Raw genomic sequence first — 13882 nt, 5'->3', positions numbered from 1 at the left:
TGAGCGACTTGGCGCTGATATTCTGCAGACGCAGGACGGCGCGGCCATTGCCGACCGCATCGCGGTAGAAAATGACGGTGTCCGGTCCGACCTGCTTGATCACCAGATCGCTGGTCAGGAACGGATTGCCGCTCGTGCCGGTGATCTGGATGACATCGCCATCGGGTCCGACCTCGAAGTCGGTGATGACGTCTTCGGCATCGATGGTCGGCAGAACCCGAATATCGAGAGCGCGATAGGTATCACGGCCCGTTCCGCCCGTGAGGATGTCGATGGAATCGTCGCTTGCCACATCGGCAAAGATATCGTCCCCGGCGCCGCCGGCGATCAGATCGGCGCCCGCGCCGCCCGTTAGCGTGTCGGCCCCGTCACCGCCATCGAGCGTGTCGTTGTCGGTGCCGCCGTCGAGCACGTCGTCACCGACCCCGCCGGACAATGTGTCGTTGCCCTTGTCGCCTGACAACGTGTCGTTGCCCGCGCCCCCGGAAAGGGTGTCGAGACCCCATCCGCCGCGCAGCGTGTCGTCGCCGTCTCCACCCAGACGGTTCTGGTCATCGAGCCGGATGATGAGCTGGCTCTCGACATTGTTGGCAGTGAGCGCATTGGCATCGACGTTCTGGAGCAGCGCCGCCCGGCGATAGGTCTGCTCGCCCGCCTCATTGACGCTGTCATAGACCTCGAGCGAGACATCGGCGCCGACCTGGCGCACGAACAGCGAGTTGTAGGGACTGTATCCATAGAGGCGGATGACGTCGCCGCCTTCGCCGGCCTGGAAGTCGGTGATGAGATCGGGCTCGTCACCGTCCGCATATGCGTTGACCTCGAAATAATCGCTGCCTGCGCCGCCGGTGAAGGTGTTGCTCCCGTCGCCGCCGATCAACCTGTCGTCGCCGCGGCCGCCTTCGAGAATGTCGTCGCCGGCACCGCCGTCGAGATAATCGTTGTAATAGGGCAGGCCGGTGATGATCGTGCTGCCGCGCACCTGCGCGACATAGACGCCCGGGACCCCGGAGTTGCCCGCCGCAGTATCGAGATCGGCAAAACCGCCAGCGGGGAGGGCGAAGACAGCCGAGGCGTCGCCAACGCGGATGGAGGGCGACTCGTAGCCGCTCGAGGTCCAGTCCATGTTCTCGTAGCGCAGGACGATGTCGTAGGAATCCGCGCCCAGAATCCTGATCTGGAGCTGAATCGCGCCGGGCGCATAATCGTAGTAGTAATAGGGCTTGCGAACATCGTCCCAGGTGACGGTGATCGTGTTCGAAGCGGCGTCGAAATCGTACCAGACTTTCCCGCTGCCGGTCGAATTGCCGCCGTCGCTGAGATAGCCGCCCGAGTTTGGCGCGGCCACGATATCACCCACGCTGATCCGCAGGCCGCCAAGCTCTATGTCGCCATACCGCGTGAGCGTGAGTTCGCTCGTCGTCTCGCCGTTCTGCGTGACGCCGCCGCCCATGAAGTCGGTGGGAAGCGGGATCCCCGAATAGTATTCGCCTTCGGACTGCGCCTGTTCGCCGAACCCGGCGTCGCCCCCGAGCGTGTTCACCAATGCGTTCGACAGCGGACCGAAATAGGCGCCGAGGTCGGGCAGGTTGGTCTGCTCGCTTCCGTCGTCGCCGATCAGGTGATCGTTGCCCTCGTTGCCGTAGATCGTATCCGCACCGTAGCCGCCGTCGATCGTGTCGCTGCCGAAGCCGCCATTGATGACGTCGTTGTAGTCGGTGCCGGTAAGACTGAGATCATCCTGGCGGATGAAGGGGATGTCCTGGAAATTGGCGAGCGTGAGATTGTCGGCATCGACCCCTTCGAGCTTCAGAAGGGTGGTTGGTTCGAGGTCATCCTGCCCCAGCGCCCGGACATAGGTGTCGGCACCGACCTGCTCGACGAGCAGCTTGTAATAGGCCTGCGATCCAACTTCGCCGTTCCAGGTCGAGCGGAAACTGTCGGGCAGGGCGATGGTGTCGCCGACATCGCCTGCGGTGAAATCGGTGATGATCTCGAAGGCGGCAGGAAGGGAGGCATCCATCGCCACGATCCCGATAGGCGGAGGCAGTCCTTCCTGGTCCGCACCGAAGCTGATGACGTAGGTATCGCGGCCAGCGCCGCCGGTCAGACGGTCGGTATCGGCGTCGTTGACGAGATTGAGGAATGTATCATCGCCGCCTTCGCCGTTGATCTGGTCGGCTCCAATCCCGCCGTCGAGGGTGTCGTTGCCTTCGCCACCGAAGATTTGATCGTTGCCGGGACCGCCGGTGAGTTCGTTGTCATTTTCGTCGCCGACGATGATCCGGTCGAGCGTCAGCAGGAAAGGAAGGCCGCCCAGGTTCGCGGAGGTGAGGGTGCTTGCCTGCACGCCGCTGAGAGTGACGAGCTTCGACGCACCCTCGAACGACTGGCCATTCCAAACGAAATAGATGCCGGTGTCATCGCCTTCCTGGAGCGCCAGGAGCGTGCCTTCATCCTGCCCATCGATCAAAATCGCCAGCACATCGCCAGCATCGCCGATCGCGAAATCCGTCACGGTGTCGGGCGCCCATGGCGTTCCGTCGGCGCTGCTGACCTGGATTTGGTAGGTGTCCCGGCCTTCGCCGCCGGTGAGGGTGTCGCCCGCGCTGTCGCTGCTGACCCGATCGAACAGGTCGTCGCCGGCCCCGCCATCGACGGTATCGGAACCGCCCGAGCCGCCAATCAGGACATCGTCGCCGCCGTTGCCCTGGATCACATCGTCGAACGGGGTTCCGGTGAGCTCGTCGGCGTCCTCGGTCCCGGTGAAGTTCAGGCCGCCGAGAATTGGCGAACGACCGTCGAAGTTGGAGAAATTGTCGGAGGTGAGCTGCGAGCCATCGACATTTTCGAGGGTCAGCACCGTGGTGAAGCTGCCGTCCTGATTGTCGTAGGCGACAAGGACGTCCGCGCCCTGCTGGACGACGACGATCCGGTCGTATTCGATCGGCAGCGGATTGCCCTGGCCATCGCCCCAGGTCTGGAAAGCGATGACGTCGCCGCCGCTTCCCGCCGCGAAGTCCGAAATGCGGTTGCCCGCGACGAACGCTTCGTTGCCGCTCGGCAAATGGAGCCAATAGGTGTCGCGTCCGGCGCCGCCTTCGATCTGGTTCGAGCCCTCACCGGAGTTGAGGAAAAAGGCGTCATCGCCGGCGCCGCCCGACATGACGTTATCGCCGTAATTGTCGTCGAAGACGTCGTTGCCGTCGCCGCCGTCAAGGGTGTCGTTGCCGGATTCGCCGCGAAGATAGTCGTCTCCGCTCCCACCGATCAGGACATCGTTCCCCTGGCCGCCGTCGAGGTAGTCGTTGCCGACGCCGCCATCGAGCAGGTCGTCGCCATCGTTGCCGTAGAGGCTGTCGTCCTGCGACGGCAGAAGGCCGATGACCTCGCTGCCGCGGATCTGCATGGCCCAGACGCCGGGTTCTTGCAGATTGCCCGCAAGCGCAGACAGGTCATCCGCGGCGCTGGCCTTCAATTGATAGGTCGTGTCGGTTGCCGCCACATAGATGCCCGGCGTCCAGAAATCACCGGCGGCATTGCCCCAACCCGCATTTTCATAGCGGTAGATGACGTCGAGATCGCCATTGTCGAGAATCTTGACCTGAGCCTGGAAGGCGTTGGGCACGGCGCCCGCTTCGAATTGTCCGACATCGTCCCAAGTGACCGTGATGGTCTTGCTGGTTTCGTCGAAGTCGTACCAGACGCGATTGGAGCCGGTCGATGTGCCGCCCGCGCTCGGCGCAAGCGGGCCGCCGGTCGTATCGACGTCGGACGGCCAGATGTCGAACGACAGGCCGCCGATCGCAAAGTTGCCGTTGTTGTCGATGTGGATGGCGGTCACCGCTTCGCCGTTCACGGTGAGCGCGCCGCCGGTCAGGGTAGCGAGGAAGGTGGCGGGGATGTCGATGTCGAGGTCGTTATCATCCGCGACCGCAATGGCTTCCTCACCAAAGCCTGCCGTTCCGCCCAGGCCGTTCACGAGGGTCTTCGAGAGCGGACCGAAATAGGCGCCGAGCGCCGCGACAGTGGCCACATCCAGCGTTGGCGCGATCCCGTCATCGCCATAAATCCGGTCGCTGCCGCCATTACCGAAGATCATGTCGGCCCCGCCAAGACCGTGAATCAGCTCGGCGAAGTCGGAGCCCTGGATTTCTTCGCCAGCCTCGGTGCCGGTGATCTCGCCCGACCAGAGGACAGGCGTGACGCCGCCGAAATTGTCGGCGGTGAGGTCTCCGGCATCGACACCGACAAGCCGCAGGACGGGCACATAGGCGCCGATCTGGTTGTCGTGGGTCGCCGCATAAACGACGACATCGCCGCCATCCTGCGTCAGCCGGATCTCGCCTGCCGCGAAATAGTCATAGCCCGGCGCCTCAGCCGTCTCGAACGAAAGCGTTACGAGGTCGCCGCCATTACCAGCGGTGAAATCGTAGACGACGTGTTCGCTGGACGGATTCCAGACGGTGGCCGGGTCGAACGCGGTCGGAATCAGCAGCCGGATGTCATCGCGCCCTTCGCCGGTCGTGACATGGCTGGTGCCCTGCCGCGCGCTCAGCAGGAAGGTGTCGTCGCCGTTGCCGCCGTCGAGATTGTCGATGTAGTTGCCATTGAGGTCGATGCCCGGATCAAGGGTGTCGTTGCCTTCCCCGCCCGAAAGATAGTCGGCGCCTTCGCCGCCCTTCAGGACGTCGTTGCCGCCGAAGCCGTAGAGAACGTCGTTGCCGCCAAGGCCTTCGATCAGATCGTTGTTGTCGCTGCCGTAGAGAAAGTTTGTGTTGTCGTCGCCGGTCATCGAGCCGCCCGGCGTTTCCTCGACGTCGCGCACGCCGATCGTGAGCTTGGTGACAGTGCTGCCCGCGCTCGGATCGAACGCGCGGACGTAGACGTCGATCGCGGGGGCGGTCTCATAGTCTAGCTGAGCGCCCGCGCGCACGCGAAGCTCGTTCCCGCCCACGATCTCGAACGGGCTGTCGGCGATAGCCGCGCCGTGGGCATCGACGATCTGGTAGGCCCAGGCGCTGTCGAGAGCCGGATTCTTGACGCGCAGGGTCGCGACCAGCGTGCCCGATTGCGCGTTTTCCGAAACCGCAAGCGGCGCCCCGCTGCCGAGGACCGACTGCACCGTGACTTGCTGCGGGTTGTACCAGTTCGACGTCGCCGCGCCGAACCCGAACTTCGCAATGCTCCCGCCGCCGAGCAGCGTCCCGCGAACGTCGAATTCCTTCGATGCGATCTGCACCCCGTCGAGCGAATAGGACAGTTCCTGGCTAGCCGCATTCCAGCGAATGGTGACGTTGTGGGCCGCGCCGTTTTCGAGGTTGGCGTGAAGGTGGAAGGGGTCGAAGGTCGCGGAGGAGGGGGCGATATTGCCGTTCAGGACGAACTGGCTGAAATCGTCGTTCGGATCGCCCGAATAGCCGTAGTTCGCGCTTGTATCGAAGCGGATGCCGAAGGACTGGCCCGACAGGACGCCGAACTTGTTCACGTCCGTGCCCAGCGATGTCGCCGGAGCGAGGACGAAGGCGATGCCGTTGCCGCCGTAATAATCGTTGTAGCCGAAGCCCAACTGGACGTTCCAGGTGACGTCCTGCGACAGGTCGATCTCGCCCCAGGCCGCGCCGCTCTTGTTGGCCGTCGAGTTGGTCAGATAATAGGTCGAGCCGCCATAGGTGTAGGCCGAGCCCTGGACCGACAGGGTGGTGTCGATCGGCGCCTCGGCGACCAGCTCCACTTGCGCGGACGAACCGCCGCCGGCCCCGCCGAACAGCGGATCGTCGAACGGGTTCGCGTTCGGCGTCTCGCCGCCGCTTGCCGTCTCGCCATAGCTGCGCACCGAGATCAGCTCGACGCGCTGGTCGTTGACCGCGCCGCCGGTCGCCGCGCCGAACCCGAACCAGGCGTTGGGGTTGCCGCCGAAGTTGAGATCCACGACGTCGTAAGCCTTGGAGGCGACCAATTCACCGTCCAGGCTGTAGGACAGCCGATTGTTGTCCGCGTCCCAGACGATGACGGCATCGTGCCACAGGCCGTCCTCGAGCTGGCCATGCGGATGGAACGCGTCGAAGGTCGTGTCGTTACGCGCGCCATTGACGACGATCTGGCTAAAGTCCTCGGCCGGTTCGCCGCCGTTGGAATAGGTATCGAACGCGATGCCGAGCGAGCCGCCCACCAGCGCGCCAAGGCCGCCGCCGCCGTCCCCGGTGGTCACCTGCGGGCCGATGTTCTGGAGAGCGAAGGAGAGCCCGTCCGCGCCGCCTTCGCTCGCGCCGAAATAGATCCTGGCCGTCCACACGGTGCTGCGCGAGAGATCGACCGCACCCCACACGGCCCCGGCCTGGTAGCCGGCCGCCGGCGTCAACTGGTAGGTGTTGCTGTTCACGGACGAAGCCGACCCGGCGATCGACAATCCGGTCACGGGCAGGTCGACGCTGGTGCTGTCGGGGAAGGGGGTGTCGCCGGTCCAGCCCGCGATCGCGGCGGTCGCCTTCGACAGGATGTCGCTCTGCGTCCACACCGTGTTGTCGGCGAACTCGAAACGCTCGATCCCGTAGTCGGGCGAGCCGCTGCCGATGGGAACGATATTCCGGAGCGTCAGCCGGTCGTCGGTCCCGGCGATGCGGATGACGAGGGCGTCGGAGTCCATCGACAGGAACTGGATATCGGTCGCGGCGATTCCCGGTGCGAAACGGATTTTGTCGATCACGCCCGCTTCGGCGGTCTCGACGATGACGTCCTGTCCATCGCCCCGCGCGAAATAATAGGTATCCGCGCCGCTGGCGCCTTCGAGCAGGTCGTTGCCCTTGCCGCCGGTAAGGATGTCGTTGCCCCGGCCGGATTCGATATGGTCGTTGCCGAGGCCGCCATAGACCTCGACGCCCGATCCGCCGCCAGGATTGGTCGCGTCGGCGGGGATGATGATGTGATCGTCCCGGTCGGTCGGCGCGATCGAGAGTGCGATGTCGGTGAGCTTGCGCTGGCGGCCGTCCGCGAACTTGATGGACGCAATGATCCCGTCGACGTCGCCGACCGGATCGACCAGCGTCAGCCTGTCGTCGCTGCCCGCGATCAGGAGCACGATGTTGCCGTCCGCGTCGCGCGTTGCCGTCACATCCTCGAGCGCGATGTCCGCGCCGAACTCGATAGTTGCAAGGCCGTCGAAGCCGCTCGTGCTCTCGATCCGGTCGTGACCGTCGCCTCGGGCAAAGCGGATGACGTCGGCGCCGCCGTTGCCCGAGATCGTGTCGTCGCCCTTGCCGCCGGTGAAGACCTCGGCGGCGGCGGTGCCGACCAGGCGATCGTCGTGCGCCGTTCCCTGGCCGCGCCAGATCGTTTCGAGCTGCGCCAGCGAGAGGCTCGTGCCGTCGTCGAACAGCACGCGGTCCACCGCATAGGTGACACCGGAATCGGTGAAGGCGTGGCGCAGCGTGATCGAATCACTGCCGTCGCCGAACGAGATCTCGGTCTCGTGGAAATCGGGCGTGAAGGACACGCGCATGTCGGCCGGCGCATAGCCCTTGATGCGCAGCACGTCGTCGGCGCCGCTTGCGTCCTCGACCACATCCGCGCCGTCGCCGCGGTTGAAGACGTAGGTGTCGTTGCCGCCGCCGCCGTTCAGATAGTCGGCACCGAGGCCGCCGGTGAGCGTTTCGGACCGGCGCGAACCGAAGATGACGTCATCGCCGCTGCTCGCCTGGTCGCCCACGAGGCGCTGGACCAGCGCCGCGCCATCGAGCGTCTGACCGTCCGCGAAGGTGAGCGAGGGAAGGGCGCCGCCCAGCATCCCGTCGACGAGGATGACCTGATCGCCGTTCGCAAAGACGATGGCGATGTCGTTGCTGCCGCGCGCCAGCGGGCGGAACGTCGCATCGGCTGCGCCGTAATCGGCAAAGTCGATGGTCGCGTTCGTGACGCCGGAGGGCATCTCGACCCGGTCGATGCCGTCGCCGGCATTGATGGTGATCGTGCCGCCGTTCGCCATCAGGACGCGGTCGTTGCCGCGTCCGGGCACGACCGCCTCGGACACGTCGAGTTCGCGCAGGTCGATGATGTCCTGCCCGCTGTTGTCCTGGGCCGCGAGGATAAGGCTGCGCACATCGCTGAGCGAAAGGGTCGTGCCATCGGCGAAGACGAAGGATTCGACCGGGTTGATCTTGTAGCCGCCGAGGACGACGAGCTTGTCGGAACCCGTCGCGAGCGAGATCAGCAGGTCGCCATCGACATTGGTGAAGGTCACCAGGTCCTTGGTGATCCCGCCGCCGAACACGATCCGGTCCACGCCGCCCGTGTCGGACACCGCATCGAGGCCATCGCCGATGCCGAACTTGTAGGTGTCGTTTCCGGTGCCGCCTGCGAGCAGGTCGGAGCCCTTGCCGCCGGAGATCACATCGTTGCGCCCGTCGAAGCCGACGATGTTCTCGTCGCTCGCGCCGCCCGTGAGCATGCGGTCGATGAGATCGTCGCGCGTCAGCACGGTGCCGTCGGCGAAGTGATACTCCTCGATGCTGGTCGAGGCGAGGCCGCCGACGATGCGCACGACGTCCACGCCGCTGCCGAGATCGATGACCATATCGTTGCCGTCGCGGGTGACGATCAGGTCCTCGAGATGCACCGAAGCGCCGAAAACCAGGCGGTCGATTACGCCCGCCTGGTCCTGCTTCTCGATGATGGTGTCGAAGTCGTAGCCTGCCGTGAAGGCATAGGTGTCGCCGGCATAGCCGCCCTTGAGCACGTCGTCGCCCTGACGGCCGTCGAGCGTGTTGGGGACGTTGATGAGAAGGCCGCTGACCTCGATGACGTTGTCACCCCGGTTGCCGCCCTCGATCTGCAGTTCCTGCTCGATGTCGCCGGCGGAAAGCACGGTGCCGTCGGCGAACTTGAAGACTTCCACCGCATCGTCGATGCTGCGGAACTGGTTGCGGATTCGTAGGCTACTGTCGGGCCGGCCGGTGATGGTGATGAGCAGGTCATCGCCCGACTTGGTGAAGACGACGTTCCGGTCGCCCTGGTAGCGAATGTCCGCGCCGAACTCGATCGTATCGTTCACCGGCACCGAGATGCCGGGCCGGTCGCTCCAGTGCGCGCGGGTGCGGCGGTCGGTGATGGTGTCGTGGCCGTAGCCGACATCGAAGATGTAGGTGTCGCCGCCATCGCCGCCGATCAGCTCGTCGTCGCCGCCCCGGCCATCGAGGATTTCCCCGAAATCCGATCCGGTGAGCGTGTCGGCGCCGCTCGTCGCGCCGCCGGTGAAGCGGTCGAGGGCGATATCTTCGGGATTGAGATCGGTGAACGCGATCTGGCGATCGCCGAAGACGAAGAGTTCGACCGCTGCGTGCTGGCCGCCGTCGCGGATATACTGGCCCTCGACGATCAGCTTCTCGCCGGTCGCCTTTACCGTGAACACGAGATCGAGCGCCGTGCGCGTGACGGCGATGTCGGAGAAGTTGAGGTTCGAGAAGACGACGCGATCGGAGCCGTCGTCGTCGTAGATCGTATCGTTGCCGTCGCCAAGCGCGTAATAGTAGGTGTCGTTGCCCGACAGGCCTTCCATCCGGTCATCGCCGGCGCCGTTGCTAAAGACGTCGGCGATACCCTCGAAGCCGTAGACGAGATCGTTGCCCGCCGTCTGGCCGACATCGACGAAATGCTGGAGGAGCTTGAGATAGCTCCACTGCGTGCCGTCCGCGAACTCGATCGTCTCGATCGCGTTGACGTAGCCGAGGAAGGGGATTTCCTCGAGGAAATCGACCATCGTCACCTGATCGTCGGTGCCGCTGATGCGCAGCGTCAGCGTGTCGCTCTTGCCGGTGCGCAGAAAGTCGAGGTCTGTCCAGCGGATGTCGTCGACGAACTTCAGGACATCCTTCGACGGTGGGTCGAACAGGCCGTATTTGGGGCCGTTGTCCTCGACGACATCGTGGCCGTAGTCGCGGCCGAAGATGTAGGTGTCGTCGCCCCGACCGCCCTGCAGATAGTCGTCGCCGGCGCCGCCATCGAGTGTGTTATCGTTGAGGAAGCCGTAGATCGCATCGTCGCCCGCCGTCTTGGCGTTGGCGAGGACGCGTTCGGCCACCTGCGTGAATTCGAGGCTGGTGCCATCATCGAAGATGAAGCGCTCGACGAGATTGGGGGAAACGTAATCGAGACCATCATCGCTGCCCAGCGTATCGGCGAACAGGCCAAGGCCGAGCGAGAGGCCGCCGAAATAGTCCTCGATCTCGATGCTGTCGCCGGTAGGATTGCCGTCTGCATCGATGAGCGTGATGAACAGGTTGGTGTCCGAACCCGTCCGCGTCAGCCTCAGGTTGTCGATCGTGATCCCGCCGCGGACCATCAGGAAATCGATGCCCGCCTTGACCGGGCCGAACGAGAATCCGCCGCGTTCGCTGATGACGTCCTGGCCGTCGCCGGGCGCGAAGATGTAGATGTCGCCGCCGAGACCGCCGGTGAGGACGTCGTTGCCCTTGCCGCCCCAGAGAACGTCGGCCGAGCCGGAACCGGCGTAGACGTCGCTGCCGTCGCGTGGGTCCGCGACCTCCATCGCCATGCGGAAGCGGTCCCAGATCACGCCATCGGAGAAGACGATCTGGTTGACGCCGCTCTCCATCTGCTTGCCGTTGGAGAGATAGGGGTTGAGTTCGCCGAGAAACTGGTCGGTCAGGCGGACCGTGTTGAGCAGGGCGCCCGCGTCGTCGCGGACCTCGATGATCAGATCCTGGCCGTCGCGGACGGCGTTGACGTGCCCGGAATCGACAGCGGTGAAGCGCAGTTCGTCGTCGCCGCCGATGTCCTGATCGTGGATGACGTCGTTGCCCGAGTTCTTGCCGACGAAATAGTAGTCCGCGCCATTCCCGCCGGAGAGGGTCTGGTTGCCCGCGGTCATGTAGAAGAAGTCGGTGCCGCCGGTGCCGTTGACGGTCGTGGCGTCGGCGGCATGGGTGATGATCCGCTCTTCATCGATCGAGAGCGCATGGGCGACACCGCGAATGTCGAGGCCGGTTCCCTGGCCGGTCGCAGGATCGTAGGTCCATCCCCGCGCCTCGAAGGCCGGGATGAGCATTTGCATGATGAACGCCTGGTCGATGCCGACGCTCGCGCCGGCGAGATTGCCGTCGCCGGTCGGGGCATAGTCGGGATAGACCTGCCACAGGATCTCGTTCCAGCGGGTCAGATAGTCGAGAACCGCATCGTTCTCGTTGGTCGCGGGCGCGTCTTCGAAGATGGCCTCGAACATGGGCGCGAGCTGGCGGTCCGTGGTCGGCGCATAGACGTCGCGCGCCGCGTCATAGGTCAGGCCGCGGGCATAGTCGCTGAGGCCGCCCTGCAGCGCCAGGCGCACCGCGAAGCGGCGCGAGCTGACGATATATTGCTGCATCACCGGCTGCAGCATCGCGATCATCGTCTTGACGTCGCTCTCGTAGGTCGTCGCCTGGGCCGTCGTCCCGTCGGAATAGGTGACCGTGACCGGATTGCCGTTCGCATCGACCTCGTTCACATAGCGGCCGGCCTGCTCCACGCCGTTGACGCTGTAGGCGAGCTGTCCGGTCGTATTGTTGTAGGTCGCGCTCAGCATCTCGGGGCGGAAGTCGATGCCGCCGAGGCTCGTCGCGAAATGAAGCTGCGCGGGCGTCAGCAGCTCGACACGGTAAGTGCTGTCGTCGGTCGAATTGACCTCATCGAGCGTATCGAAGTCGATCGCGTAGTTTCTGAGGTTGAACTCGAAAGCGCTGCCGGTCTTGGCCTGAAGCTGGAGGGCGCGGTCGAGATTGCGCGCCCAGACATAGAAGCTACCGTCGTTGTCGGTGACCTGGACGGTGTAATCGACCGCGACGCCGTTGATGAAATTGACGCCGATCTTCTCGACGGTAATGTCGGCCAGCGGATTGGCCTCGATCTCCTCGCGCCGCCATTCCGTGCCCGCGGCATGGGGCAGGGCGAGGATGGCGCCGACATCGGCATAGATTGTCGAGGGATCGGACGCGAGAATCCAGGTGCCGTCGCCTTGCGCGATGCCGTAGTCGAGGATCACCGCGCGGCCATCGACGATACGGGTGAGGTAGGGCGCTTCGGCGCGCGCGGGCATTTCCGCCGCGCTGCGGTCCGCCGGGCTCCAGCCCTGTTCGAGCGTCCAGCCTTCGCCGAGCGTCTGGCCGTCCCAGGCCTTGCGCTCGAGCAGGGTCGCGCCGTCCGCCGAGAGGCGGACCGCGTAAAGCTCGCGCGACTGTTCCAGGGTTTCGCCCCAGGCGCCGAGCACGGCGCCCGCCTGGCCGACCAGCACCGACAGGTCCGCCGTCGTCATGGCGGCGGCCGTTGTCGTGGCCAGTTCGCCGAGTGCGGGATCGTTCGCCATTGCCACCGACAGATCGGTGATCGTACCGAAGCCCTTGGCGTCGAGCGTCGAGGTCTGCCATGTGGGCTGCCCGGCCTCACCGGCGTATTTGGTGTCGACATCGTTCGTCGACAGCACGGCGTCGAACATCTGGCGAACGACGCCCCCGGCAAAGGTCACGCTGCCTACAGCGGTCAGGTGCGCGCCCTGTGCGGTCGCCGCGTCGAGGCTCGTGCCCGTAGCGTCGAGGCTGATCACGCCCAGCGCGTCGAGCGAGAGCATCTCGCCCGCATCGGTCACCCCGTTCTCGTTGCGATCACGCCAGACCCTGAGGTCCGCCCAGATCGCGTCGAGCGCGGTGATCTTGCCGTCCTGGTTGGAATCGTAAGCGGCAAGGTTCGCGAAACCCGACTCGCCCACGCCGCCAAACATCTCGGAGACGTTGTCGATTCGGCCGTTGCCGTTCCGGTCGAGGACGAGGAACCCGTCGTCGCCTTTCAGCCAGCCTACCCGCTCGGCGAACAGGTCGTTGTCGACATCGAAGTAGATCGACGTCGCATCGCCCGACAGCGTTTCGAGCCCGTCGCCGTCGAGATCGATCACCAGCGGATCGCCCGGCTTCTTCAGGCCCAGTTCTTCCGCGTAGCGGGTCGCATAATAGAGGGCGGTCAGCGCCTCGTCGACCAGGGGTGTGTTCGTGCCGGCGATCGCAGTGGCGTAAAACGGGTCGATGGCCGAATAGAGCGCTGTGATCGCCGCGATCGGGTTGGCCTTCTTGAAGACCATGCCCAGCTTGCCGGTGAGCCCCTTGGATTTGAGTTCCTGCAGGTCCGTCCCGCGGTAGACCACCGGAAGGGCATTCGCCGCCGCGTCCTTGGGAGAGACGAAATCCTTGATCGTCATCGTGCCCAGGAACGTCTTGAGCAGGTTCCCAAGCGCCGTGTCGTTGTTTGCGGTCATCGCGTCGAAAGCGTCGACGAAGGCGGAGAGGACATTGCCGACCTGCAGGTCATAACCGCCGTCGGCATTCTTCACGAACTTGTAGGAAATGAACGGAAGTATATCGTCGCTGAAGATCGTATTGGCGGAAGATTTGTCCTTTTGCACCAGACCCGCGGCCGCGCCCACGCCGCCCGTCGCCATGGTCAACAAGGTGCCGACGATGCCGCCGGTATCGGTCCCGCCTATCAGCGGAATGCCGAACAGCTTCAGTCGGTCGTGATACTGCGGGTCTTCCAGCGTGGTGTTGCCCGCCCACCAGATAATGTCCGCATTGGTGGCGTCGTCGGCGATATAGTGTTTCGTTTGGTGGACGTTGCCATCGGCGTCGGTGGTGCTCTCCAGCGTATATCGCTGATCGTAGTGACCGCCGTTGACCTGGATATCGAGGTAGCTGTTCTCTATGTCGCCCCAGATGATTCCGCCGGTAGACCAATTGGCGATCCAATCGCGCCCAAGCCCGCCGACCGATACGCCCTGCGCACCCAATGGGTCGATAATCCAGTCGTCACCGTCGCCGCCTTCAATGCGATCTCCAGCGAAGCCGCCAACCAA

The 13882-nt window shown here is 64.6% G+C and carries 1 protein-coding gene (cut by a window edge); it reads right to left on the bottom strand.

Going from position 1 to position 13882, the window contains the following annotated elements; genetic code table 11:
- Positions 1-13882, bottom strand: partial view of a tandem-95 repeat protein gene (locus MU856_RS08760; protein WP_263588902.1) — the 5' portion only. It extends 16829 nt beyond the left edge of the window; only the first 13882 of its 30711 coding nucleotides appear in the window; it begins with the start codon at positions 13880-13882; its stop codon lies off the left edge, out of view.

It is taken from the genome of Sphingopyxis sp. GC21 (assembly GCF_025727575.1).
GTDB lineage: Bacteria > Pseudomonadota > Alphaproteobacteria > Sphingomonadales > Sphingomonadaceae > Sphingopyxis > Sphingopyxis terrae_A.
This window is presented reverse-complemented; position numbering and strand designations above follow the sequence as displayed.